This is a genomic window from Pseudomonas sp. Leaf127, assembly GCF_001423155.1.
Classification (GTDB): Bacteria; Pseudomonadota; Gammaproteobacteria; order Pseudomonadales; family Pseudomonadaceae; genus Aquipseudomonas; species Aquipseudomonas ovata.
Window position 1 is genome coordinate 226067 of record NZ_LMOA01000020.1, and the last position, 24147, is coordinate 250213.

Sequence of the window (24147 nt, forward strand, 5' to 3'; positions counted from 1 at the left end):
TCCTCAACTGAAACTGACGAATTGGCCTTCATCGACCTGACGCTTGCCACGCGACCAGGACGCCGGCGTACCGGGATGGCTGTCGTTGATGCGCGGCAATGGCCGGCTGGCGGCGTTTTCGTCGAAGCGGAAGAAACCGATCAGTTCCTGCAACTGGCCGGCCTGGGCGTTCATTTCTTCGGCCGTGGCGGCCAGCTCTTCGGAGGCCGAGGCGTTCTGCTGGGTGATCTGGTTCATCTGGCCCATGGCGATATTGATCTGTCCGGCCGCGCCGCTCTGTTCCTGCGAGGCGGCAGTGATTTCCTGCACCAGGTCCGAGGTTCTCTGGATATTGGGCACGATCTCGTTGAGCAGGCGCCCGGCCTGTTCGGCCAGTTGCACGCTGCTGGAGGCCACCTGGCCGATTTCCTGGGCCGCGATCTGACTGCGTTCGGCCAGTTTGCGTACTTCGGCGGCCACCACCGCAAAGCCCTTGCCATGATCACCGGCACGCGCCGCTTCGATGGCGGCGTTCAGGGCCAGCAGGTTGGTCTGGTAGGCAATGTCATCGATGATGCTGATCTTGTCGGCGATCTGCTTCATGGCCAGCACCGTGTCACTGACGGCCCCCCCACCTTGCACGGCATCGTTGGCGGCCTTGCCGGCAATGCCATCGGTGATCTTGGCACTTTCGGTGTTCTGCGAAATGGACGCTGACATCTGCTCGACCGAGGCGCTGGTCTGCTCGACGCTGGCGGCCTGTTCGTTGGCCGCCTGGCTCAGCGACTGCGAGGTCGAGCTGACCTGCTCGGACGCCGAAGACAAGGCGTCGGCGGCGCTGCGCACATCGCCCAGGATGCTGCGCAGGCGCACGGCCATGTTCTGCATCGCGCCCAGCAACTGGCCGGTCTCGTCCTTGCTGGTGACTTCCAGGTCCTTGCTCAGGTCGCCGGCAGCCATGCGGTTGGCGGCCTCCACGGCCCCATTGAGTGGCTTGGTGATGCTGCGGGTGACGATCACCCCGATCAGCAGGCCCAGCAGGGTGGCGGCGATGATCAGGCCGATCATCTGCACCCGCGAATTGGCCGCGATGAGACCAATGTCTTCATTGGCCTGGCCGGCGCGCATTTTCTTGTGATCGACGATCTCACCCAGGACGCGATCCACGACATCGCCACTGATCATGGCCCGACTCAGCAGGTCGGTGATTTCACCGCTTTCCTGCAACTGGCTCGACTGGCGAATCTGCGTAGTCGCCTGCTTGACCACGGCTTCGTAGTCGTTCAGCGGGGCGGTGATTTCGTCGAATTTGTCCTGGCCTTCCTTGGTCAGAAAGCTTTCGCGGCCCTTGGTGATCGACGCGCGGGTGTTCTCGATGGATTTGAGCGTGCTGGCCAACAGGCGTTCGCGCTCGCTTGCCGTGGTGCTCAGGATGGCGCCGCGCAGCGCGCGACCGATCATCACCAACTCGATATTGGCCTCTTGCAGCTGGTTCATGCCTTCGACGTCAACGTCGTACATGCGGTCGGACAACTGGTTGACCTGATCGAGGTTACGAATGCCGATGACACCGATCACGCCGGTCAGCACCACGACCACCAGAAACCCCAGGGTCAGCCTTAATCCTATTTTCATATTGCGAATGAACTGCATGGTCGATCTCCTGAAAGGCTGCACAAGTTAGTAAGCGTTGGCCATGCCGGGTGTTGCCGTGGCCGGTCCCTGGGGGTCTGTTGCCGGCGGGGTCTGGGGTTGCATCTGGGTTTGCAGGTGGCGCAGCAGGCTGGGAATGTCCAGGATCAGGGCCACTTGCCCGGAGCCCAGGATGGTCGAGCCACTGATGCCGCGCAGGTGCTGGAACATCGTGCCCAGCGGCTTGATCACGGTTTGCAGCTCGCCATGCAACTGGTCGACCACCAGGCCGGCCTGCTGGCGGCCCTGGCTGACCACCACGATGTTGCGCCGCCGTGACGGTTGCGTCTTCAGGCCGAAGTGGCTGTCCAGGGCAATGCACGGCAATGGGTGGCCACGCAGGTTGAGGTAGCCATAGCCTTTGTCCAGGCCCTGTTCGGGGGCTTCCATGCATTCGGTGACCATGTCCAGCGGGATCACGAAGCTCTCGTCGCCGACACTGACCTGAAAACCATCGATGATCGCCAGGGTCAGCGGCAGGCGAATGCGGAAGATGCAGCCGACGCCGGCGACCGAGTCGATTTCGATCAGGCCGCGCAACTGATCGATGGCGCTGCGCACCACGTCCATGCCCACGCCCCGGCCCGACAGGTTCGACACCTGTTCGGCGGTGGAGAAGCCCGGTTCGAAGATCAGCGCATGGATATCGCGCTCGGCCAGTTGCGCCTCAGGCTCGACCATGCCCTTGGCAATGGCCTTGTCGAGGATGCGCCGGGTATTGAGCCCGCGGCCGTCGTCGCTGATTTCGAGCACGATCATGCCCGAGTCGTGATAGGCGTTGAGGCTCAGGTTGCCCTCGACCGGCTTGCCGGCCGCCAGGCGCTCGGCGGCGGGCTCGATGCCGTGGTCGATGGCGTTGCGCACCAGGTGCGTGAGCGGGTCGGCAATCCGGTCGATCACCGACTTGTCCAGCTCGGTCTCGCCGCCGCGGATGGTCAGCTGGATTTTCTTGTCCAGCTCCTGGCTGACATCGCGCACCACGCGATGGAAGCGATTGAAGGTTTCGCCCACTTCGACCATGCGCAACTTGAGCGCGTTGTCGCGGATCTGCTCGACATGCTGCAGCACCGCCTGGGTGCTTTCGATGCAGCGACTGTCGCCGGACAAGCGCGCCTGGATCTGCGCCCCGGCCGTGCTGATGACCAGTTCGCCCACCAGATTGATCAACTCGTCCAGTTTGCTGGCCGAAACCTTGATCAGCGCCGTTTCGCTGGACCGGCGTTCGCGGTTGGCCGTCGCGCTGGCCGACGCTGTAGACGCATTGCGCGCCTGCGCCGCGGGGGCGGTCTGTACCGCACTGGCCGCAGCGCTCTGGACCAGCGCGGTGCCGGTGCCGTTTGCGCTGACAGGCGTCAGTGCCTGCGGCGATTCGACCAAGGTGTCTGCCTGGGACACGGACGAGGAACCATTGTCTTGCGCATCGGCAGGTCGCGCGTCGACCTGCAACGTGCAGAAGTCCTGGATGAATTCGAAAACGTCTTCGATTTCCTGGCGGCTGGCCGTGCTGCACAGGCTGATGTCCAGCGCCAGATGGCACTTGTGCGGGTCGAGGGCGTGCAGCGCCGGCAGGTTCGGGGTGCGTGTCACGAGGCGGGTGATACGCCCGAGCTTGTTCAGGTAGCGCACGAAGGCGGCCGGGTCGAAGCCGTTTTCGAACAGGTCGGGGGCAAACCCGACCGTGATCTGCCAGTCATGCGCCAGGGCGGTGTCGGTGTGCTCAGCGATCTGTACCGGCGCGTCTGTCGTCGCTGCGGACGATGACAGTCCACCCTGCGCTTGTGCCAGGGCGGCAAGCAGTGGCGCCTGGCGTTCATCATCGGCCAGCAGTTCGCCGGTGTCCGGGTTGACGCTTTCGAGCATGGCGCGCAACTCATCCATGCAGGTCAGGATCAGCGAGGTCAGCGGTGAAGTCAGCGCCAGCTGGCCGTCGCGTACCGACATCAGCAGGCTTTCGAGATGGTGGGTCAGGCCCACCAGCGGGCCCAGCGAGAAGATCCCGGCCGAGCCCTTGAGGGTGTGCACCGCACGGAACAACTGGTTGACCGCCTCGTCATCGTCGGGGCAGGTTTCCAGGCGCAGCAGGCTGTCTTCGGCGTCCTTGAGCAGGTCGCGGCCCTCATCCAGAAAACCCTGCAGCAACTGGTTCCATTGTTCGGCGCTGAGCATGGTTCAATCCTCGGCCAGGGCCACGGGGTAAAGAGCGTCCAGGGCCAGTACACCGGCCAGTTCCAGCACGCTGGGCGAGGCGGCCAGGACGGTGGCCGGCCGCTCGGCGCTCGACAGCGCCTGATGCAGGGCCAGCAGCAATTGCACCCCGGCGCTGTCGAGTTCAAGGACGCCGGACAGGTCCAGTTGCCAGGCCGGTGCGTCAAGCGGCAACAGGCCCATGAGTTGCTCATGAGCCTGTTGCACTTCATAGATGGTCAGGTCGCCCTTGACCTGCATCAGTGCAGGACTGTCGGCGGTTGGCGCAATGATCGAAAACACCGCTTCACCCCATCAGTTTCTCAACCGCAGCGAGCAACTGCTGGGGCTGGAAAGGCTTGACGATCCAGGCCTTGGCGCCGGCGGCCTGGCCTTCGGCCTTCTTGGATTGCTCGCTCTCGGTGGTCAGCATGATGATCGGCGTGAAGCGGTACTCAGGCCGCGCCTTGACCGCCTTGACCAGGCCGATGCCGTCCAGGTTGGGCATGTTCACGTCGCTGATGATCAGGTTGATTTTCTGCCCGGTGAGCTTGTTGAGGGCGTCACGGCCGTCGCTGGCCTCGATCACTTGATGGCCGGCGCCGGTCAGGCTCATTTTCACCAGCTGGCGCATCGAAGCGGAGTCATCGACGATCATTACGGTCTTGGCCATGTGTCAGGTCTCGTGCAAAAGAAAGGCAATCATCAGAAAAAGGTCACGTCACTGGCCGGGCTCGCGGTGCGTCCGTGGCGTTCCTCTTCGGTCGTGAAGCGCAGGCGCAGGCGTTCGAGCCAGGCGCGTGGATCATGCAGGCTGGGGTCCTGTTCATGCAGGGCGTCGAGCAGTTGCTGCTGGTCGCTCTGCACGTGATCGAGCATCTGGTCGGCGCGGTCCTGGAACTGCAGGTTGACCATGATGGCCTGGATGTCGTGCTGGGTATCGCGGGCATCGCGCTGCAGGCTCTGGGAGGCGCTGGACAGCTCGTTGAGGTTGTTTTCCAGATGGCTCATGACCTGCTTGACCGAGCCGTCGAGAAATTCCAGGTTGCTGCGCTCGCTGTCGCCCAGGGCGGCAGCGGCGGCAATGGTCGAGCTGATGGCGCGGTTGATTTCTACCACTTTGGCGTCCATGCCCTGGCCGGTTTCGGCCGACAGCGAGGAGAGCTTGCGCACCTCGTCGGCCACCACTGAAAAGCCGCGGCCATGCTCGCCGGCCCGCGCGGCCTCGATGGCGGCGTTAAGGGCCAGCAGGTTGGTCTGGCTGGCGATTTCCTGAACGCGCTTGGCCATTTGCTGCAACTGGCCGGCGTAGTTGCCCAACTGGCTGATGGTGTCGATCAGACTGTGCTGGCGTTCGCTGCTGGCCTGAAACGCCTCGGTGACATCCTGCAGGCGCTGGTTGGCCTCGCGCAGGCTGCTGCCGACGCCACCATTGGCCAGGATGTTTTCCGAGTTGCCCAGGCTGCCTTCCAGGCGGCTGGCAATGTTGCTGAAGCGTTCGAACAGGTCGCCGATGTTGCTTTGCAGCAACTGCCGGCTCTGGGCGATGCTGTCGCTCCAGCTGGGCACCACGCTGTGCAGCAACGCAGGCACATCGGGGCCGGTGGACGCTGTAGCGGGGAGGTCGAGCGGAGCGGCCTGGCTGGCCAGGGCGGCGACGGCAGCCTGTCGATGCAGGCTCAAGGTGGCGATGGCAATGACGACCAGGCCGGCGCCGGCGACCAGCATGTGGCCCAGCGCAAGTCCACTTGCAGCCAGCGCCAGGCCTGCCCAGAAAGCAAGATAAATCAACATTCTCGCGTCCATTCGATGATCTGAAACAGGGATCATATAGGTGGCAATTTGACGTCTATATCGGGAGAACCCCTAAGCCCTGGCGCAGGGAGGTGGGGGGGCGGCTGACACCGGCAAAATCAAAGTTGACTGCCTGGCCAATTAAAAGTCGATCGGCTCAATGGATGCATGGCATGGGTTGTTTTCAAGATGAACATGGATCCAAAAGGCCATTTAAGAAATTGCCTTAAGGGTTGTCATACGAGATGAAGCGGTTTTGTGAATTTTCAAGCAATAAATGTGGTACGGGCCTGTGCAAAAACGGCGCCGCTGCAACATCGCAGGGGCGCCGTTTCAGGCCGGTGCAGGGGATGAGGTTCAGCCAGGGTGACGGCTTGCAAAGACAGCCTTGCCGATGCCTTGCAGCACGGTGTCGTTCTGCGGCGTGTGCACGCGGGCGCACAGCACATTGCGGTAGTGACGTTGCAGCGGGTTGCTGCGTGACAGGCCGGGGTTGCCGCTGGCTTCGATGGCCGCTTCCACGGCGCGCAGGGCGTTGTCGGTGGCCAGGTATTTGATCTGCGCCGCATGCCGGCCTGGCACCTGCCCTCGGGCGGCGCTGCCGAGCAGGTTCTGGTTGGCGAACAACAAGGTGTCGATCCGGCCGACCACTTCCTGAAAGCGTGGCAGGCTCGACAGGGCGGCGCCCAGGTTGGACGGCTTGCGCTGTTCCAGCCACGTCACCAGCCAGTCGCGGGCGGCCTGGGCCACGCCGTCGTAGACCGCCGACAACAACACCGACATCCAGAGCATGCCGTCCGGGTCCAGTTCGGCGCGTGGCGCACTCCAGGGGCTGACGCTGACGGCGTGCTCCAGCGGCACCAGCACGTCGTCGAAGATCACTTCATGGCTGCTGGTGGCACGCATACCCAGGTGATCCCAGTCCTCGACGATGCGAATGCCCGGGGTGTCCTTGTGCACCAGGTAGGTGCCCACCAGCGGGTCGTCATCATCGCTGCGCGCCCACACGCCCAGCCAGGTCAGGCCGTGGCTGCCGGTGGAGTAGATCTTGCGCCCGCTGATACGCCAGCCGTCGGGCGTACGCCGGGCGAGGGTCGATGGCAGGCCGCCGCGTGCCGGAGTGCCCAGGTCCGGCTCGACGCGCAGCGCGTTGATCAGCGCGCCATCGCGCACTGCCTCAAGGGCGACTTGCCGGCGCAGGTGCTCGGGCCACTGGGTGCTGTCTTGCAGGCGGGCATGCTGGATGTACTGCATGACCAGCACCAGTGCTGTGGATGGCTCGCCCCTGGCCACGGCGCTGATCACTTGCAGCGCCTGCGCCAGGTCGGCGCCGCCGCCGCCCAGTGCCTTTGGCACGGTCAGGCCCAGCAGGCCATGTTCGTGCAGCAGGCGAAAGTTGGCATGCGGAAACTCACCGGTTTCATCGTAGTGCTCGGCCGTGGCGGCCAGGTGTGCGGTGAGGGTGTCCAGCCTGGCGCTGAACGCCTCGGCAGACTCGGGTTCGTCATGGCGCTGACGAAGGCTTGAAAGGCTCATGTGCGGTTCCTTGCGCAATTAGTGGTGGTAGCGCATTCAGGTCGTTGCGCCAGCCAGTTGTGTGGCCAGTGCCCGCTCGACTGCCTGAATAATGGGTTCGGCTTCGGTGCGCACCAGCCAGTCGGGGCTGACCTGGGCGAACACCACGCGGGCATCGGCATCGAGCACCACCACAGTGGGTTGCGGCAATTCCCAGGTGCCGGTGCCGGTCACTTCGCCAATGCTGCTGCCCTTGCGCAGCGCCGCCTGGCGCGAGGCCTCATCGAAGCTGTAGAGAATGCCCAGGCGGCGACCCAGTGCGTTGTCCTTGTCGCTGGCAACCTGCAAACGCAGGCTGTGCCTGTGCTTGATCTCGACCAGGCGCTCCGGCACCTGCGGGCTGATCGCCACCAGCGGCACGCCCAGCGCCTCGAGCGCGGGCACCAGGTGGCGGTCGTAATGGGGAATGGCGATATTGCACGCCGGGCAGCCGGCAAAGCGAAAGAACACCAGCACGGCGGCACCGTTCTGCAGGAGCAGATCACGGCTTAAGGTGCCGCCTTCGACCTTGAGCAGTTCAAAAGGCTCGATGCGGTCACCGGCCTTGACGAAGCGTTCGGTGTCGGCGGTGTCCACCAGGTGCTGGCGCTGGTCGATATTGACCTGCAGCGCCTCGGGCGCCCAGTGGGCGACCCGCTCGGCATGCAGGTCGGCCAGTTGTCGGTTCAGGGACAGGCTCATGCCACGGCCTCCTCTGGAGTAGGTTGATGCAGGCGCTCGACGCTGTAGCGGTTGGCCGGTACGGGCAGGCCAAAATGCTCGCGCAGGGTCGCGCCGCTGTACTGGGTACGAAACAGGCCACGCTGCTGGAGGATCGGCACCACGAGTTCGGCGAAGTACTGCAGGCCGTCGGGCAGCACCGAGTTGATGATGAAGCCGTCGGCCGCGCCTTGCTCGAACCAGGTCTGCACGGCATCGGCGACCTGTTCGGGGGTGCCGACAAAGTCGCGGCGCGGGCGGGAGAAATACAACGCCACTTCACGCAGGGTCAGGCCTTCGTCGCGGGCCAGTTGCTTGATGCGGTCGGAGCCGCCTTTCTGGCTGTTGGCGCCCAGGTCGCCGAGCTCCGGAAAGGGTTCGTCCAGCGGGTACTGGCTGAAGTCGTGGTCGTTGAACGGTCGGCCCAGGGCGACGATGGCGTCCTCGATGCTGACCAGTTCCACGGCCTGCTGGAACCGTGCCTCTACCTCGGCTTCATCGCGCCCGACAATCGGGCGGATGCCCGGCAGGATCGACAGGTCCTGCGGGTTGCGGCCAAAACCGGCAGCGCGTTGCTTCAAGTCTTTGGCGTAAGCAATGCCGTCTTCCAGCGACTCGACATGCACGAAGATCGCGTCGGAATACTCGGCAGCGAAGTTGCGCCCATCGTGGCTGGTGCCAGCCTGGAACAGCACCGGCTGGCCCTGGCGGGAGCGGGCGATGTTCAGCGGGCCCTTGACCTTGAAAAACTCGCCCTGGTGGTTGAGCGCGTGCAGTTTGTCAGGGGCGAAAAATTCGCCGGTCTGTTTGTTGCGGGTAAAGGCGTCGTCTTCCCAGGAGTCCCAAAGGCCCTTGACCACCGCCACATGCTCCTTGGCAATGCGGTAGCGCACCGCATGCGGCGGATGTTCGGATTTGCCGAAATTGTCGGCGGTGCCGCTGAGCCAGGAGGTGACGATGTTCCAGCCTGCGCGGCCTGCGCTGATGTGATCCAGCGACGCGAACTGACGCGCCACCTGGAAGGGCTCGGTGTAGCTGACGGTTACGGTGGCCACCAGGCCGATGTGCTCGGTGGTCGCCGCCAGCGCCGACAGCACAGTCAGCGGCTCGAAGCGGTTGAGGTAGTGGGGGCTGGATTTTTCGTGGATATGCAGGCTGTCGGCGATGAATACGAAATCGAACTTGGCATCTTCGGCCAGGCGGGTCTGCTGCTTGTAGAAACCGAAGTTGACGCTGGCATCGGCCTGGGCCTCGGGATGCCGCCATTCGCCCCAGCCATGACCGACACCGTGGACCATGGCACCGAGTTTGAGATGACGTTGCTGGCTCATGAAGCTGCTCCTTGAATGAATCGGGTGATTGCACGCACCGGGCGCCGCTGTCGTCGAAGCGAGCAGGTCATGGCCAGACGGTACAGCAGGCGACGGGATGACATCCGCCAGGCTGGGGTCTGTCTGGAATTGAAGTTATGCCTATAAGAACGGGGAGGGAAGGAACGATTGGCTATATGCTAATTATGTATTTGTTTGATTATTTTTATATTTAATATGATTTTTTATGATTTAAGCGTGATCGGTGCGGTAGGAGCGCGCTCTGCCCGCGACCGAGTGCGCAGCGCTCGCAGAAATCTATGAAACGCTGAAAATTTACGACTGTTGCGCAGCCGGTCGCGGTGGTCAGGCATACCGGCAAGCGCGCTCCTGCACAGTGTACTGAAGTCAGATCACATAGAACCCGTGGGTCCCGTCACGGTCCAGTTGTGCCACCAGGCCGTATTCCCAATCCAGGTACGCCTGCATCGCTTCACGCGGAGCCTCGGTGCCTTCGTACGGGCGGCGATAGCGGTCGATGCGGGGTGAGGCCAGGTTCGTCTCGCCGTGCTCCAGCGCCAGGCCGGCCTTGATCCAACTGGCGGTGCCACCCTTGAGCAGAAACACCGGTTTGCCGGTCAGGGCGTGCACCTCGTCCACGGCCAGGCGGGCCAGGCGGCTGCTGCCACAGGTCAGCACATAGCGCTCGGCGACCGGCACCTTGGCCACAGCGTTTTTCAGGTCGGCCCGCAGGGTCCACCAGGCACCGGGAATATGCTGCTTGACGTAGTTGGCGCTGGCAGTGAAATCCAGCACCGCGACACCGCCTTCGGCCTGCCATTGCGCCAGGGTTTCAGGCGCGATTTCCTCGACCTGCGGCGGGGTGGGGCCGGGCGCGTCCCAGTCGCCCTGCTCGCTGAAGTGTGCGGCCTGCAGCCCGTCGAGCACATGGACCTCCCAGCCCAACTGCGCCAGCCACGAAGCCGACATGTTGGCGCGCACGCCGTCGTCGTCGGCCAGCACAATGCGCGCCCCGCGCACGCTGGCAAAGTGATCGGTTTCCTGTACCAACTGGCCGCCCGGGGTGGAGCGCGCGCCCGGCAGGTGGCCGGCGGCGAATTCTTCCGGTGTGCGCACATCGAACAGGTACGTGGTGCGCGTGGTATCGGCCTGCCAGGTGTGCAGTTCAGTCAGGCTGGCGCGTTGCACGCGGGCCTTGTCGGCGACCCGACGGGCATCGGCGCTGGCGATTTCGCGGGTGTCTTCAGTGACCTGGGCAAAACGCCGGGCCTGGCCGTGGTCGAGGGTCTGGCCGGCCAGCAGCCAGCCGATGGTGCCGTTGCGCAGCGCACTGATCGGATTGGGGAGTCCGGCATTGACCAGCGACTGGGTGCCGATGATGCTGCGTGTGCGACCGGCGCAATTGACCACGATACGCGTGGCCGGGTCAGGCGCCAGCTCGCGGGCGCGCAACACCAGTTCGGCGCCGGGCACGCTGATGCCGGTAGGGATGCTCATGGTCTGGTATTCATCGAAGCGGCGGGCATCGAGCACCACCACGTCGGCCTTGGCATCGAGCAGCGCCTTGACCTCTTCGGCGGCCAGCGACGGGGTGTGACGATGGTGCTCGACCAGTTCGCCAAACGCCTTGCTCGGCACGTTGACGTCGATGAACAGCTCGCCGCCGGCGTCGCGCCAGCCCGCCAGGCCGCCTTCGAGTAATTTCACGTCGACATAGCCCAGCGCCGCGAAGCGCTCCAGGGCCCGTTGCGCCAGGCCTTCGCCATTGTCATAGACGGTCACCGGCGTGTCCTTGCGCGGGATGCGCGCCAGCACTTCCAGCTCCAGCTTGGACAGCGGGATATTCACGGCAAACAACGGGTGCGATTCGGCGAACGGCGCTTCTTCGCGCACATCGACCAGTGCCAGCTCCTGGCGGTCGAGCAGGGCCTGGCGAATGTCGGTGTAGGAACGGGTGGCAGAGGTCGTCATTGGGCTTGGCTCGCTTCTTTGGACAGGTCCCAGATGTTGGGAAGAAAGGCATTGGAATAACCGGAGATAAACGGCTTCTCGGTGCCGTCGGGCAGGTACACCGCGCGGCGCACGGCGCCGATATTGGCGCCGTAGACATGGATGCTGATCGACACCTGGTCGTCGAAGGCGTTGTTGACCTGATGCACATCGTTGCTGCGCGGTGACAGCGCCTCGACCTGGCCCGGTTCCAGACGGATGGCCGGGCCTTCGCGCTCAAGGCGGCCATCGGCGCTGCGGGCAAAGCCTTGCGAATATTCGGCACCGCGCAACATGCCGATCAGGCCCCAGACGCGGTGATCGTGGATCGGTGTGCTCTGGCCCGGGCCCCAGACAAAACTGACCACCGAAAAGCGCTGGCGCGAGTCGGCATGCAGCAGGAACTGCTGGTAGCGGGTCGGGTCTGGCACGGCAAACTCATCGGGCAGCCAGTCGTCGTGGCTGACCAGTTGCGCGAGCAGCTTGCCGCCGCGGTGCAGCAGGTCGCTTTCAGGCGGGTTGCTGTCGATCAGTTCGGCCAGGGCGCCAATAAAGGCCCTGAGTCGTTCGGGGTGTGGGGTGTGTGGCATGTCCATTCCAGGCAGTGGTGAGGCATGGATGGATATAAACATAATAGGCATGGCTAATATGCTATTTTTTCATGATTAGCTTATAGCCAAATGCTCTTTGCCAACGAATGAATGACTTTAGTAAGGCATAGAGAGGTTAAAAATGCAGGCCCCGACAGGTTGTACCCGGGCTATCCAGAAACGCTGAATCGCACTATGCTTTTTGCCTATGTTCCTTTTATGCCTTTATGTGCGGTTCGAATGAAAATTGATGATATCGATGCCTTCGTCGCGGTGATCCGCTGTCAGTCGATCAGCCATGCCGCCGAGTCGCTGGAACTCACCCAGCCGGCCATCACCCGGCGCGTGCAGAATTTCGAGCAGGCGCTGGGGGTCGAGCTGTTCGACCGCAACACCAAGCCGCTCAAACCGACGCCCATGGGCAACCAGGTGTACCAGAAGTGCCTGGCGATCCTGCGCGAGATGGATGCACTGCGGGAACTGGTCGCCAGCGACACGCCGCCCAGCGGCCAGTTGCGCCTGGGCGTGCCGCAGACCATTGGCGATGTGGTGCTGCTCGATGCGCTCAAGCAGCTACGCGGCACCTTTCCCGACCTGCGCGCCCAGGTGGTGACCGGCTGGGGCAGCCACTTGATCGGCAAGATCGAAAACGGCGAACTGGATGCCGCTGCCGCCCTGTTTCCGGCCGGCAAGATCTTTCCGGACAACATCCTGGGCGAGTCGATCGGCAAGGTCGAACTGGTGGTGGTCTGTGCCCGTGATGCGCTGCCGAAAAAGCCCGGCAAGCTGTCTGATTGCTATCAACAGGGCTGGGTGCTCAACCCCGACGGTTGCGGCTTTCGCGCCGGCCTGCAGCGCACGCTGTCCGACCAGGGGCTGGGGCTTAAGGTCAACCTGGAAACCTTCGGCACCGAACTGCAACTGGGGCTGGTGGCCGACGGCATGGGCCTGGGCCTGGTGCCGCGCCCCTTGCTGGAGCGCAGCGCCTACCGCGAGCAACTGGCAATCATGCCGCTGAAAGACTTCAAACCGGTGATGGACCTGTGGCTGGTGTACCCGCGCTTTTTGGGCAACCTGCAAGCGCCGGTCCAGGCCTTCGGCAGCCTGGTGGCGCAATCGCTCAAGCGGGTGTCGGCAGCGGCGTGAGTTTGATCACTGCGCGACTGCCGCCTTGAAGCGCCACGAACCTGGCGCTAGGTAGGAGCGCGCTTGCCCGCGACCGGCTGTGTTAGCAGTCGTAAATTTTCAGCGTCTATACAATTTTTGCGAGCGCTAACGCACTCGGTCGCGGTGGTCCGGCATTCCGGCAAGCGCGCTCCTACGCCAGGACCGTTTTGCCGTGCAGGTCAGGCGACCTTTTCGCGTGCCTCGCGCTCACGTTGTGCTACCCGTTCGCGGGTCAGCGGGATTAGCTGGCGGCCGTAGTCGATAGCGTCCTCCAGCGGGTCGAAGCCGCGAATCAGGAAGGTGGTGATCCCCAGGTCGTAATAGTCCAGCAAGGCGTCGGCCACCTGTTCCGGGGTGCCGACCAATGACGTGGAATTGCCCTGCGCGCCCAGCAACCCGGCGATGCCGGTCCACAAGCGCTTGTCCAGGCGCGTTCCCTGAGCCGCGGCGGCCAGCAACCGGCGCGAGCCCTCGTTCGGCGGCTCCTGGCGCACAAAGCCATTGCTCTGGGCCAGCGCCTTGGCGCGTTCCAGAATGCTGTCGGCACGGGCCCAGGCCTGCGCCTCGGTCTCGGCCAGGATCGGGCGCAGCGACAGGCTGAAGCGAACGGTGCGGCCATGTCTGGCCGCTTCTGCGCGCACCTGCCGTACCACCTCGCGCACTTGCTCATAGGTTTCACCCCACAAGGCGTAGACATCGGCATGCTTGCCAGCCACCGCAATGGCCGCCGCCGACGAGCCGCCAAAGTACAGCGGGATATGTGGCTGCTGCGGCGACTTGACGTGCGAGTGCGCGCCCTCGACGTGGTAGTACTCGCCCTGATAATCGAACGGCGCCTCGGCGGTCCACTCCTGGCGCAGCACACTCAGGTATTCATCGGTACGGGCATAGCGTGCATCCTTGTCGATATGGCTGCCATCGGCACGCAACTCCTGATCGTTGCCGCCGGTGATGATGTGCACGGCGGTGCGTCCGCCATTGAAGGTGTCGAGCGTGGCGAACTGCCGCGCCGCCACGGTCGGGGCGATAAAGCCTGGACGGTGGGCAATCAGAAACTTCAGGCGCGTGGTCAGGCTGGCCGCATGCGCGGCCACGAACGCACTGTCCGGGCTGCTGGAGTGGTAGGCGATCAGCGCCCGGTCAAAGCCTGCCTCCTCATGCGCCCTGGCCACTTTGGCCACGTACTCCGGCTGAATGGCCGGGCCGCTGCGCGGGTGAATTTCCGAACCGGGCTGGGTGCCGATGTAACCGATGAATTCAATGCTCATGAAATCTCCTGCCGTGGATCCTGAGTGAGAGGCAAGTCAGGGCGCAGATGGCCCGGACGCGTGGCAGGCACCTTAAGGGGCGGGCAGGGCGGCTGTGAAATGCCGATTGGATCTAAGTTAATATTAAAAATACGCATTATAAAAATTTATTATGATCAGTATTTTTTAACGATTAGGTTATTTCCAAATAGCATTTCACGGCGTTTTTTTATGCGCCTAGCATGGGGCTTTACCTGCCCGGATGCTGGTTTCCGGGTGGCTCGCCAAGGAGGTGCCTGTGCCCGAAAAGACCCTTGAACCTGGTAATGCCGGCTTTCTGACGATCAGCAAACCTGACCCGGGCAAGGCCGGCACGCCTCAGGCACGTCAGTGGCAGGTGCCGGCTTTTCTGGTGCGCCTGCTCAGCCCGCTGGCCCTGCTGCTGCTCTGGGAGCTGGCTTCGCAGACCGGCCTGTTGCCCAGTCGCGTCATCGCCGCGCCCTCGCAGATCGGCGGTACGCTCTGGGCAATGATCGCCTCTGGCGAGCTGGCCGGGCACTTATGGGTGTCCCTGCAGCGTGCCTTGCTGGGCCTGAGCATTGGCGTGACCATCGGGGTGGCCGCGGCGCTGTTCACCGGCCTGTCCAGGCGCGGCGAGGTGATTCTCGACTCGCCGATGCAGATGCTGCGCACCATTCCCTCGCTGGCCCTGGTGCCGCTGTTCATTCTCTGGTTCGGCATCGGCGAATTCACCAAGGTCGCGCTGATTGTCACCGGCACCACCTTTCCGGTGTACCTGAACCTGTTTTCCGGCATCCGCAACATCGACCCGAAACTGATCGAGGCCGCCAACACCCTCGGTCTGAGCCGCCGCGAACTGATCTGGCACGTCATCCTGCCGGGCGCCTTGCCTTCGTTCTTCGTCGGCTTGCGCTATGCGCTGGGCATTTCCTGGCTGGCGCTGGTGTTCGTCGAGCAGATCAACACCACGGCCGGCATCGGCTTTCTGGCCAGCGATGCGCGCGACTTCATGCGCACGGATGTGATCGTCATCTGCCTGCTGATCTACAGCGTCCTGGGCCTGTTGATCGACGGCCTTATCCGCACGCTGGAGCGCCACGCCCTGGCCTGGCGGCCCACTTTCGTGAGGAATTGAACATGAGTGCAATCAATGTGCTGGACCCGGTAACCCCTCACGCGGCCGCCAGCCCTGCCTTGCCGGCGGCGGTGCAACTGCGCAACGTGGTGCGCCAGTTCGGCGACCAGCGGGTAATCGACAACCTGCACCTGGACATCGGCAGCGGCGAATTCGTCGCCCTGCTGGGCGCCAGCGGCTCGGGCAAGACCACCTTGCTGCGCAGCCTGGCCGGGCTGGACAGCATCGAAGGCGGCGAACTGCGCGTGCCTCGCGCCCGCGCCGCCGTATTCCAGGAGCCACGGCTGATGCCCTGGAAGCGCGCCTGGAAAAACGTCATGCTCGGTGTGCGCAGCGCCGACGCCAGGGCCCGCGCCGAAGCGGCCCTGACTGAAGTCGGCCTGGCCCACCGCATCGACGCCTTCCCGGCGACCCTCTCCGGCGGTGAAGCCCAGCGCGTTGCCCTGGCCCGCGCCCTGGTGCGCGAACCGCAACTGCTGCTGCTCGACGAACCCTTCGCCGCCCTGGACGCCTTGACCCGCATCCGCATGCACCAGTTGATCATCGACCTGTGGCGCAAACACACCCCGGCCGTGCTGCTGGTCACCCACGACGTCGACGAAGCCATCCTGCTGGCCGACCGTGTAATCGTCCTGGCCCACGGCAAGATCGCCGACCAGATCCCCATCGACCTGCCCCGCCAGCGCGACAGCAGCCAGCCGGGCTTCCAGGCGATTCGGGCGCGGTTGCTGGGGTTGTTGGGGGTGAAGGTAGGCGGTGATGAGGTGGCTGCGGTATCGGCGCAAGACCCGACGCTCAATGCCTTGCGGCGAGTGGGCAATGCGCGTTGAGGTAAAGACGGTTGGCTTTACCATTTCCAGACCGTTTCGGTGAATGTGGCGGAGGGTGGGAGGGCGGTGCGCAGGAAGGCGAGGTATTGCTCGAACAGTTCTTTGTTGGGGAAGCGGGCTTCGAAGCCCAGATTCAGCATCGTGCGATGGGTGACGATAACCTGATATTTTCGATCCACCGTAACGAAGTTGTACTCACTCCATGGCAGGCTTTTTTCATGCTCGACCGGGGGTTTTTCCCAATTCATCAGTTGCATGGCGGCCCCTGCTGCAATCGCGGCGGGACCGAACAAGAAGAGCAGAGAGCCTGTGAGCAGGGCGACGCCGACGAAGATCAGAATGGCAAAAGCGGCAATGCCCTGAAACAGATCGCTGGCATCGCTGGCGAAGTCAGGAAAGTAGAGTTGATGTTCCACCTCGCCGTAGTCGGCTTGAATTTTATAGTTGAACACAGTTTTTTGTCGGAGAATGGCCAGGAATATTAAGGGGACTACAGTGGTCGTTATGCACAAGGAGACCCAGAGACCAAGCATGACATCCATTTTCTCACACCACCACCACGTGAAGCCGCTGATACAAATCATGGGTGTGCCGAAACAGAAGTAAAATGCACCATGAATATCACTTCGTGGTTGGTTAACGGTTTTTGTAGTCCATTGGAATATATGTATTTTGTGGTTTTTTTCTTTATGCTGGGTGCTGCGTATCTCACCACTCCCAGACTTTTTCAGTGAACTCTGCATGCGGGGCGACGACGGTACGTAAAAAGGCCAGGTACTGGTCAAAGAGCGCCTTGTCAGGAAAGCGTGCCTTGAAACCAATGGTGGTGTCTGTGTAGTGCGCAACGATGATCAGGTATTTACGGTCGACGGTAACGAAGTCGTGGTCGTTCCATGACATGCTTCTTTCATAGACGACAGGTGGCTTCTCCCAATTCATCAATGTCATGGCTGAGCCTACAGCAATCGCGGCAGGGCCGAGCAAGAAGAGCAGAGAGCCCGTGAGCAGGGCGACGCCGACGAAGATCAGAATGGCAAAAGCGGCAAGGCCCTGAAACAGATCGCTGGCAAAGTCAGGGAAGTAGAGTTGGTGTTCCACCTCGCCGTAGTCGAGTTGGATTTTATAGTTGAATACAGTTTTTTGTCGAAGAATGGCTAGGAATATCATAGGGAAAACGATGGTTGCCATGCACAGGCCTAACCAAAAACCAAACATGATTTCCATTTCGGGCCACAACCACCACGACAGACCGCTTATGCAAATTATGGGTGTGCCGAAACAGAAGTAAAATGCAGCGCGAATGTCACTGGGTGACTGGTTGATAGCTTTGATGCTCCATGTCATCAGTGTGGCCTCTGCGGCTGGATGCTCTAATGTTCTAGGGGTTTGGATGTCAGTTGTCATTGCGTGTCTGTCTTTTTTGTATGGTTCTTGAGTGTGACAAAATTTGCTTATTGATTTTTATGATTCACTTTATCTCAATCACGGCATTATAAATAATTGGCAAGCATCCGCGCGTTTTTCATGATTGACAGTGAGTTCGGTTTTGCTGAGTCCATCAAAAGTGCTTTCACCTTCATCATTTAATTCTAGTTGATAAAGGTAGCTGACCTCATGTGCAAGTTCGTGGGCGATATCCGATGGATACACAACTTTGAACTCCAAGAAGTCTGCTTTTTCATAAAGAGGGATCCATGCTTTCCAGATAATGTCCTCTTTTTCGGGTATGGCTGGAAATATAGAGGGGTAGAAGCCCAGTTCTGGACGTCGATTAGTGATTTTTCCCCAATCAGACAGCGGGTGAAAAGCGCCTTTGTCGAAAAATTCCTTTTGGACTGATGACTCTATTTTTTCAACGGGAAAAACTCCAAGCGGTTGTTTGCTGATAATCACATTAACCAATGCGTTTCGGCCTCGTAGTGCTTTCGGAAAGCGGATTTGAATCCAGGCACCATTTCGCTTTGAAATCGAATTATAAGTTCTGCCCGTGTTGATGATTTCCTGTTCTGTAGTCGCTTTTATTATCACGTGTGGAGAAAATTGAATTTCCAGTAGGGCCTTGATCTCGTCCTTTTGACCATCGGTCGTTTCAGGGTGACGATATTTGGGTAGGCGTGCCCAAGTGCATTTTCTAAGCCATAACCCTACGCAGTCTTGTTTTATAAAATTTAATAATGCGGTGGTAAAGAGATAAGCCATTCCGGCCGCTAGCATGGAAGCAGCGAACCAAGGCCCCATTATTGCTCCTATCCATTTGATTTTGAATAAAAGAGAAAATATTTGGAGGGTGCCGCCCAAGGCCATGCTGGCTACAGAAAAACCTTTTGCTATAATTATCTTTTTTTCATCCTCTGTGTTCGAATTTTTGTAATCGTCATATAAGTCCCATATTTCTAACCCGGTAGCGGCTATTGCAAAGGCTCCTGTTGCAAATAGTCGTATCTTGAAGCCGCTAACTGCATTCGCCCAAGTTGTATTGCCTCGTGCTTTCCAATAAGCGGCGGATCGTTCTAGTATTCCTACCTCATACTTTCCTACTTTTACCGGCTGCGCACTCTTGACAATCTCCCATGGCGCTTCAACATAAAGCGCCATCAACAAATTAAAGCTGTACCCCAGGTTATACCCCACCTTGACCATATCCTTGGCGCTGAGGTTTCCATCACGTCCCACTTCCTGCCAGACCAGCGCGGTATTGATGAAGTTGAGCATGATCACGCTCCAGCTGATGCTGGCGCCATGGATGCCCCATTCCTTGGTTACGTTTCTTACGTGTTGTTGCCAGTGCCTGGCTACGTTCTTACCTGAATGGAAAAACTTCTCTATTTCCTGCCGGAATAATTTGGCGTACTCGTTGTTCCTGAAATCAATCAGCATGGGGATTTTCAGGTCATGTGCCTGCAGGCGGGCGTCACGAGCGTTTACATCGTGGGTCAGGCTTTGACGTACCCAAGGTTTTCCAGGGTAGAACCAGCGCTGCTGTACGATATTGAGGTCTCGCTGCAATCGCAGGCGTTCGCGCTCCCAGGCCTGGAGTTTTTTATCGAACGCTTCATCGATTTTGGTGCCTCCCTCAGTATTGATGAGAACCTTGCCGATGAGGAAATTGCGCAACAGGGCAATCAGATTCGGTTGTTTGCCCTGAGCCAGACGGCTGTCTGCCGGGATCAGGGCGATCAGTATGGCTTGGGCGACTTGCTTGCCGCGGCCGGTGGCCAGTTCCTTCATGGCTTTGAAGGTGTCTTGCACCGGCTGTTTGAGTGCTTTCATCCAGGCCGCATCGGCAAAGCCTGAATGGTTGAGCACGGCATTGAGTTCGCCGGCGCGAGTGACCAGGTTCGTGATATCGCCAAGCCCATTGAGCAGCCTGTCGGCCTGGTGGTGCAGGGCCTCTTTCAAGGGCGCCGAGAATCCATAACGCAGGGTGCCGAACAATGTAGTAGCCTGGTCCTCTTGGGCATTTATCCAACCGACGGCATCATCGTGCTGGCCCCAGAGGGTGAGCAGCTCTTCTGTGATTGTTTGCAGATACAGGAGTGTGTTGGGATTGGCGGTGTCGATAAACAGCTTCAATGGTTCTATGCCGATATGTTCAAACCATTGTCGGAAGTCGGAGCGGGTGTTTTCGATCTGGCTCTGTAGGCGCTTGAGGATTGGCAGTTGTTGCTGCAGGTGCAGGCGTGCAGCCTTGAGATCGGCCTGCATGCGCCATTTGCTTCGAGCGTTCCAGTCCTGAATTTCAGCTGTTGAGGGTGAGGGTTTATAGCGCTGCACAAGTGTTTCGTGCATGCGCAGGCTTGGCGGATCGGTTACAGGTTGCTGGGCAACATCCAGTGTTGTGCCTGATCCCAGTGCTTGCGCTTCTTCAAGCGCGAGCTGTTCCAGGTAGGCTTCCATATCCAGGAGGTACTGTTGGATGCTGACTGGGTCGTCTTTTATCCAGGGCCAGGGTGACTGTTTTGAGTCAGGCTGGCTGGGCATGCCACACAGTCCCGTAACGGCAATGGCCATGTCCACCTTGTGTTGTTCATGTGCCTGCCAGGTCTGATAAGCCGCCAGATCGCCTGCCAGTTGCATTCCCAGGTCCTTCACAATGGCCAGCGGATCGTCCAGCGCAATCAACAGTGCACTGTCCTTGTCCGGCACACTGCCCAGCCAGTGCACATCGGCGCCCAGTGGCACCCAGGCCGCTTCACCCTCCTGAGGGTTGAAAGGTGGTTTGGTGCTTGGGATGGCAGCGTCGTAAAAGCGAAAGTCTTCATGCACTTCTCCGGCATCCACATCCGCCACCGCCTTGGCCATCTCGCTCAACGGCAAGGTCCCCGGCTCGTTCATGGTGATGCAGTAACCGGCCAGGTCCAGGCGTTTCATCCACAGCGCCCGGCTGTCTTCGTGCGAGCGCATGTGCTCGCAGATTCGCCAGGTCCATTGCACCGGCGCGTAGGCAATGTGCAGGGTGTTCTTGCGCGGATAGATCAGATAAGGCTGGGCTTCGCCGCTGCCGGTGCGTATGTCCTGGCCCAGGTGGGCGTCGGTCCAGACGATGCGTTGCAGGCCGGCGTCGCTGGCGCTGTAAGCATATTCGTGGAAGGTGCCGGCGGTTTCGTCGAACACATAGACGTAGCCGTCGTAGAGTTGGCGCAGGGTGTAGGTGCGGCTTCTGATCGATGGCAAGGCGGGCCATTTGCCGGTCTTGGGCAACAGTTTGCGGGCCGTCGGGTTGGGATCGTAGCGCGAGCGGTCCAGGGCATAGCGCACCGGTACGATGGCGATGCCGGCTCCCTTGAAAGGGCACAGGCTGGTGCCGGTGGCTGGTGTCTTGTCGAATTCGGTCGCACGGCACTGCCGCACAGTGCCTTGTTTAAGGTTTTCCATCAGTCAGCTCCTGGGTCGTGCGGCGTTCACGGTAGAGGTCAAAAGCGTCCAGTTGCCGTTCCGGCGCCGGGCAGAGGGGAGTGGGGTGCTCGCTCAGCCACCGCTGCCAGTCGCCGCCTGCGCTTGTGGTGAAGTCCCGTCCCAGCGTATGGCTGTACTCGGCCCAGGTGGCCAGGGCGAATTCGCTGACCAGGCCCCAGTCGCGACCGCTGCGCAGCACTTCATCGAGCCAGGCATCGATCTGCTCCGGGCGCTGGTCGGCAAAGGCGGTGGGTGTGAGTCGGGTGATCCAGGCATGCAGGCGGCGCTTGAACAGAAAGTCGAAGGCGTGCTCGAAGGCTTCAAGCTGGGCCGGGCCTTGCACCGCAAATCGGGATTGCCATTGGTAGGGATCGCCATCGATGGCGAAGGTGGTGATACCCGCCATCGCAGTGGCCGGTTCGGGATGCCAAGGCTGCCGAGGACTCGCCACCTGCACCCGCTCAATCGGGCCAAGCGTCCGGTTGCGATGCGCCTGCTCCTGGCTGGCCAGCCAGAAGTGCAGCACCAGCGGATCGGCAAAGCGCAGCAGGCTGGCGTTGCCCAGATGATCGGGCGGGCAGATGAAGTGGCGCAGGTGGGCAATGATCGCCGATCGCGGTGCCGGGCTGTGCAGCAGGCACGAGCAGGCCTGCCAGTGGTCTTGCTGCTGCCATTCATCGCGCAGGCGGTCGCTGGCCTGGACCAGGATCGGTCCCTTGTCCTTGAGGCCGTCCCAGCGGGTGCCGAGGTAGAGCGGGTCGATCTCCAGGGTTTCGCCGCGGCCATACAGGGTTTTCAGGGCGTCGGGCCGCAACAGACCGTCGATCAGTACAAAGGCCTGGGCGCTCATTGACCGGCCTCCAGGGCGGCTTTTTCACACGCTTCGCAGCGGCTGTGGCGCTTGAAGGTCACTTGCTGGGCCGGCTGCAGCAGGTCGCCGGCCTGGTCGCTGTCGGCAGGCCGTGCTGCGCCGGGCAGCAGGGGGGCCGCCGGTGTGCCATTGCCGGGGCTGGCGCCGCTGTTGAGCTTGATGGCCGCGCCGGTGAGGGTCACGCCGCTGGCGTCGAGGGTCATGACGCTGCCGCCGGCCTTGAGGGTGATGTGCTGGCCGGCATCGAGAATCAGCTTTTGCCCGGCCTTGAGGTGGATCTCGCTGTTGGCCTCGACCAGTTGCGCAACGCCCAGGCGAATGTGCTGGGTCTGGCCGACGGTCAGGTGATCGTCGGCCTTGACCTCGGTGAGGCGTGCCGCATCCGTGGTGCGATGTTGCTCGGCCTGGAAATGGCTGTAGCTGTTGGCCTTGACCCGGTCATGACGCTCATGGCCGACGCGGATGCTCTGATCGTTTTCGATTTCCTGGTCCCAGTTGCGCTGGGCATGGATGAAAATCTGCTCTTCACCGGCACGGTCTTCGATGCGCAGTTCGTTATAGCCCTGGCCGCCTGGGCTGCTCAGGCTCTTGAAGACGCTGCGGGTCTTGTGTTCAGGCAGCGCGTAGGGAGGCGGGTGGTCGCTGTGGTGCAGGCAGCCATTGATCAGTGGCTGGTCGGGATCGCCTTCGAGAAAGGTCACCAGCACTTCCATGCCGACCCGGGGCAGGCTTACCGCGCCATAGCGATTGCCGGCCCAGCCGCTGGCGACCCTGACCCAGCAACTGGAGCGCTCGTTGCGTTCACCTTCGCGGTCCCAGTGGAATTGCACCTTGACCCGCCCATGGCGGTCGCAATAGACCTCTTGCCCGGTGGGGCCGGTGACCCTGGCGGTCTGGCTGCCGAGAATGCGTGGCCTGGGGTGGCGCAGCGGCGGACGGTACAGGGTGTCCCAAGGGGTGGCCACAAAGCGGTTGCGGTAGCCCTGGGTGAAGTCGGCGCTGGCGTCGAACGCGGCCGACTCTTCCAGTACCTGCGGCTGGCGGCCTTCGTGATGCACTTCGATCAGCAGCCATGGCTGGTTGTACTGCGCCTGTGGGTGTTCGGTCATCGGCAAAAAATGACCGCTGACCAGGCCCGGCTGATTGCTGTGGCCTTCGGCCAGGCGATAGTCGTGGCGATGCCGCTCCAGCGCACGTTGTGCGACTACCTGGCCACGGTCGCGGTGCACGAAACGGCCCGGGTAGTCGTAGTCCTCAAGCGCCAGTACCGCCTGGCTGTCGGCGCTGTTGATCAGGTCGACCCTGGGAATTTCGAAGTGGTAGTCGCGGCGGGTGACGTGGTTGGTGCGGGTTTCCAGGCGCAGGTTGAAGCGCTCGATCACCGGTCCGTCGGCAACCTGCGATTGATCCGGGTGATAGGCCAGGGGTGGCAGGGAGGCAAAGAAGGCCTGGTCGTCGCCGAACACCAGCACATGGCCGTCACGGCTGTGCCTGAAGTGGTAGTGCAGGCCTTCTTCTTCACACAGGCGCTGGATGAAATGCAGGTCCGACTCGTCGTACTGCACGCAGTAGTCGCGCACCGGGCAGTCTTTGCCCAGGTTGAAGCACCAGGCATCAGCCAGGATGCCGTGGTCCTTGAGCACCTGGCCGATGATGTCTGGTGCCGTGAGGTTCTGGAAAATGCGCTGGTTGATGCGGTACGCCAGATTGGCCAGCCGGGGCCGCAGGCTGAGCTGATAATGGCTCAGCCTGCGGCCGCGATCACCCTGGGCGATGCGCTCGACCTGGCCGTGGATACCGGTGCCTGCCGGGCTCAGTTGCAGGAATGCCGGCTGATGCAACAGCGCTTCGAGGTCCACATCGTGACGTTCGCTGACCAGTTGCAGATCGAAGCGAAACGGCTGGTTGAGGGCTTCATGGCCCTTGAAGGCCAGGACCTGGAAGTCATGTTTGCCGGGCAGGCTGAGGATAAAGGTCGGCTGATTGGCGCGGGTGCTCATGGCGGATCTACCGGTTATGGCTGATGGATAAGCCATTCCAAGATCTGTGCCGGTAAAATATTTATCTTTTAATTCATAGTCTTACGTTTTTTATTGCATTCTACTGAGTGTTTTTTGACCAGTCAGGTAGCTGATATTGCGCAAAAG

At 61.4% G+C, this 24147-nt stretch carries 19 protein-coding genes; 3 read left to right on the top strand and 16 right to left on the bottom strand.

Annotation, left to right across the window (positions count from 1 at the left end; translation table 11 throughout):
- Positions 1–3: 3 nt before the first annotated feature.
- From ASF84_RS11685 to ASF84_RS11730, 10 genes are all read right to left on the bottom strand, one after another.
- Positions 4–1632: a methyl-accepting chemotaxis protein gene (locus ASF84_RS11685; RefSeq protein ID WP_056838438.1), complete on the bottom strand. Its 1629-nt coding sequence runs from the start codon at positions 1630–1632 to the stop codon at positions 4–6.
- A gap of 27 nt (positions 1633–1659) precedes the next feature.
- Positions 1660–3837: a chemotaxis protein CheA gene (locus ASF84_RS11690; protein WP_082481545.1), complete on the bottom strand. Its 2178-nt coding sequence runs from the start codon at positions 3835–3837 to the stop codon at positions 1660–1662.
- 3 nt (positions 3838–3840) lie between these two features.
- On the bottom strand, positions 3841–4158 hold the full coding sequence (locus ASF84_RS11695; RefSeq protein WP_056838440.1) for an STAS domain-containing protein: 318 nt from the start codon (positions 4156–4158) through the stop codon (positions 3841–3843).
- A gap of 4 nt (positions 4159–4162) precedes the next feature.
- On the bottom strand, positions 4163–4528 hold the full coding sequence (locus tag ASF84_RS11700) for a response regulator (protein WP_056838443.1): 366 nt from the start codon (positions 4526–4528) through the stop codon (positions 4163–4165).
- Between the two features lie 32 nt (positions 4529–4560).
- Positions 4561–5685: a methyl-accepting chemotaxis protein gene (locus tag ASF84_RS11705; RefSeq protein ID WP_442963043.1), complete on the bottom strand. Its 1125-nt coding sequence runs from the start codon at positions 5683–5685 to the stop codon at positions 4561–4563.
- 321 nt (positions 5686–6006) lie between these two features.
- Positions 6007–7185 (bottom strand): acyl-CoA dehydrogenase family protein, encoded by a 1179-nt coding sequence (locus tag ASF84_RS11710; RefSeq protein WP_056838447.1) that lies wholly within the window; start codon positions 7183–7185, stop codon positions 6007–6009.
- A 36-nt stretch (positions 7186–7221) separates the two neighbouring features.
- On the bottom strand, positions 7222–7905 hold the full coding sequence (locus ASF84_RS11715; protein WP_056838448.1) for a peroxiredoxin-like family protein: 684 nt from the start codon (positions 7903–7905) through the stop codon (positions 7222–7224).
- Positions 7902–9254 (bottom strand): LLM class flavin-dependent oxidoreductase, encoded by a 1353-nt coding sequence (locus ASF84_RS11720; protein WP_056838450.1) that lies wholly within the window; start codon positions 9252–9254, stop codon positions 7902–7904. The genes ASF84_RS11715 and ASF84_RS11720 overlap by 4 nt, the downstream gene beginning before the upstream one ends.
- 387 nt (positions 9255–9641) lie before the next feature.
- Entirely contained in the window at positions 9642–11225 is a 1584-nt protein-coding gene (locus ASF84_RS11725; protein WP_056838452.1) for a rhodanese-related sulfurtransferase, read from the bottom strand.
- A complete protein-coding gene (locus tag ASF84_RS11730) occupies positions 11222–11833 on the bottom strand; it encodes a cysteine dioxygenase (RefSeq protein WP_056838454.1) in 612 nt (203 codons plus the stop codon). The genes ASF84_RS11725 and ASF84_RS11730 overlap by 4 nt, the downstream gene beginning before the upstream one ends.
- 240 nt (positions 11834–12073) lie before the next feature.
- Here ASF84_RS11730 and ASF84_RS11735 point away from each other — a divergent pair, with 240 nt between their 5' ends.
- Positions 12074–12979 carry a LysR family transcriptional regulator gene (locus ASF84_RS11735; protein ID WP_056838456.1) on the top strand — a complete coding sequence of 302 codons (906 nt, stop codon included), beginning with the start codon at positions 12074–12076 and terminating at the stop codon, positions 12977–12979.
- A 200-nt stretch (positions 12980–13179) separates the two neighbouring features.
- Here ASF84_RS11735 and ASF84_RS11740 read toward each other — a convergent pair whose 3' ends face one another.
- Positions 13180–14268 (bottom strand): LLM class flavin-dependent oxidoreductase, encoded by a 1089-nt coding sequence (locus tag ASF84_RS11740; RefSeq protein ID WP_056838458.1) that lies wholly within the window; start codon positions 14266–14268, stop codon positions 13180–13182.
- A 241-nt stretch (positions 14269–14509) separates the two neighbouring features.
- Between ASF84_RS11740 and ASF84_RS11745 the strand changes: the two genes are divergently transcribed.
- Entirely contained in the window at positions 14510–15403 is an 894-nt protein-coding gene (locus ASF84_RS11745) for an ABC transporter permease (protein WP_162241257.1), read from the top strand.
- A 2-nt stretch (positions 15404–15405) separates the two neighbouring features.
- Positions 15406–16233, top strand: coding sequence for an ABC transporter ATP-binding protein (locus ASF84_RS11750; protein WP_056838462.1), 828 nt, complete (start codon positions 15406–15408; stop codon positions 16231–16233).
- Between the two features lie 17 nt (positions 16234–16250).
- Here ASF84_RS11750 and ASF84_RS11755 read toward each other — a convergent pair whose 3' ends face one another.
- From ASF84_RS11755 to ASF84_RS11775, 5 genes are all read right to left on the bottom strand, one after another.
- Positions 16251–16775 carry a permease gene (locus tag ASF84_RS11755; protein WP_156684214.1) on the bottom strand — a complete coding sequence of 175 codons (525 nt, stop codon included), beginning with the start codon at positions 16773–16775 and terminating at the stop codon, positions 16251–16253.
- 166 nt (positions 16776–16941) lie between these two features.
- Positions 16942–17637, bottom strand: a complete 696-nt coding sequence (locus ASF84_RS11760) for a hypothetical protein (RefSeq protein ID WP_056838467.1) — start codon at positions 17635–17637, stop codon at positions 16942–16944.
- Positions 17638–17715: 78 nt separating this feature from the next.
- Positions 17716–21108, bottom strand: a complete 3393-nt coding sequence (locus ASF84_RS11765; protein ID WP_056838469.1) for a toxin VasX — start codon at positions 21106–21108, stop codon at positions 17716–17718.
- Positions 21095–21979 carry a DUF4123 domain-containing protein gene (locus tag ASF84_RS11770; RefSeq protein WP_056838470.1) on the bottom strand — a complete coding sequence of 295 codons (885 nt, stop codon included), beginning with the start codon at positions 21977–21979 and terminating at the stop codon, positions 21095–21097. Before ASF84_RS11770 ends, ASF84_RS11765 begins: the two co-directional genes overlap by 14 nt.
- The gene (locus tag ASF84_RS11775; protein WP_056838472.1) at positions 21976–24000 is read right to left on the bottom strand and encodes a type VI secretion system Vgr family protein; all 2025 of its coding nucleotides are present in this window, start codon (positions 23998–24000) and stop codon (positions 21976–21978) included. Before ASF84_RS11775 ends, ASF84_RS11770 begins: the two co-directional genes overlap by 4 nt.
- Positions 24001–24147: the final 147 nt, after the last annotated feature.

What these genes read in the sequence shown, in the direction of transcription:
- ASF84_RS11685 (WP_056838438.1), bottom strand. Translation starts at nt 1,632, where the DNA reads ATGCAGTTCATTCGCAATATGAAAATAGGATTAAGGCTGACCCTGGGG.
- ASF84_RS11690 (WP_082481545.1), bottom strand. Translation starts at nt 3,837, where the DNA reads ATGCTCAGCGCCGAACAATGGAACCAGTTGCTGCAGGGTTTTCTGGAT.
- ASF84_RS11700 (WP_056838443.1), bottom strand. Translation starts at nt 4,528, where the DNA reads ATGGCCAAGACCGTAATGATCGTCGATGACTCCGCTTCGATGCGCCAG.
- ASF84_RS11705 (WP_442963043.1), bottom strand. Translation starts at nt 5,685, where the DNA reads ATGATCCCTGTTTCAGATCATCGAATGGACGCGAGAATGTTGATTTAT.
- ASF84_RS11710 (WP_056838447.1), bottom strand. Translation starts at nt 7,185, where the DNA reads ATGAGCCTTTCAAGCCTTCGTCAGCGCCATGACGAACCCGAGTCTGCC.
- ASF84_RS11715 (WP_056838448.1), bottom strand. Translation starts at nt 7,905, where the DNA reads ATGAGCCTGTCCCTGAACCGACAACTGGCCGACCTGCATGCCGAGCGG.
- ASF84_RS11720 (WP_056838450.1), bottom strand. Translation starts at nt 9,254, where the DNA reads ATGAGCCAGCAACGTCATCTCAAACTCGGTGCCATGGTCCACGGTGTC.
- ASF84_RS11725 (WP_056838452.1), bottom strand. Translation starts at nt 11,225, where the DNA reads ATGACGACCTCTGCCACCCGTTCCTACACCGACATTCGCCAGGCCCTG.
- ASF84_RS11730 (WP_056838454.1), bottom strand. Translation starts at nt 11,833, where the DNA reads ATGCCACACACCCCACACCCCGAACGACTCAGGGCCTTTATTGGCGCC.
- ASF84_RS11735 (WP_056838456.1), top strand. Translation starts at nt 12,074, where the DNA reads ATGAAAATTGATGATATCGATGCCTTCGTCGCGGTGATCCGCTGTCAG.
- ASF84_RS11740 (WP_056838458.1), bottom strand. Translation starts at nt 14,268, where the DNA reads ATGAGCATTGAATTCATCGGTTACATCGGCACCCAGCCCGGTTCGGAA.
- ASF84_RS11745 (WP_162241257.1), top strand. Translation starts at nt 14,510, where the DNA reads ATGCTGGTTTCCGGGTGGCTCGCCAAGGAGGTGCCTGTGCCCGAAAAG.
- ASF84_RS11750 (WP_056838462.1), top strand. Translation starts at nt 15,406, where the DNA reads ATGAGTGCAATCAATGTGCTGGACCCGGTAACCCCTCACGCGGCCGCC.
- ASF84_RS11755 (WP_156684214.1), bottom strand. Translation starts at nt 16,775, where the DNA reads ATGGATGTCATGCTTGGTCTCTGGGTCTCCTTGTGCATAACGACCACT.
- ASF84_RS11760 (WP_056838467.1), bottom strand. Translation starts at nt 17,637, where the DNA reads ATGACAACTGACATCCAAACCCCTAGAACATTAGAGCATCCAGCCGCA.
- ASF84_RS11765 (WP_056838469.1), bottom strand. Translation starts at nt 21,108, where the DNA reads ATGGAAAACCTTAAACAAGGCACTGTGCGGCAGTGCCGTGCGACCGAA.
- ASF84_RS11770 (WP_056838470.1), bottom strand. Translation starts at nt 21,979, where the DNA reads ATGAGCGCCCAGGCCTTTGTACTGATCGACGGTCTGTTGCGGCCCGAC.
- ASF84_RS11775 (WP_056838472.1), bottom strand. Translation starts at nt 24,000, where the DNA reads ATGAGCACCCGCGCCAATCAGCCGACCTTTATCCTCAGCCTGCCCGGC.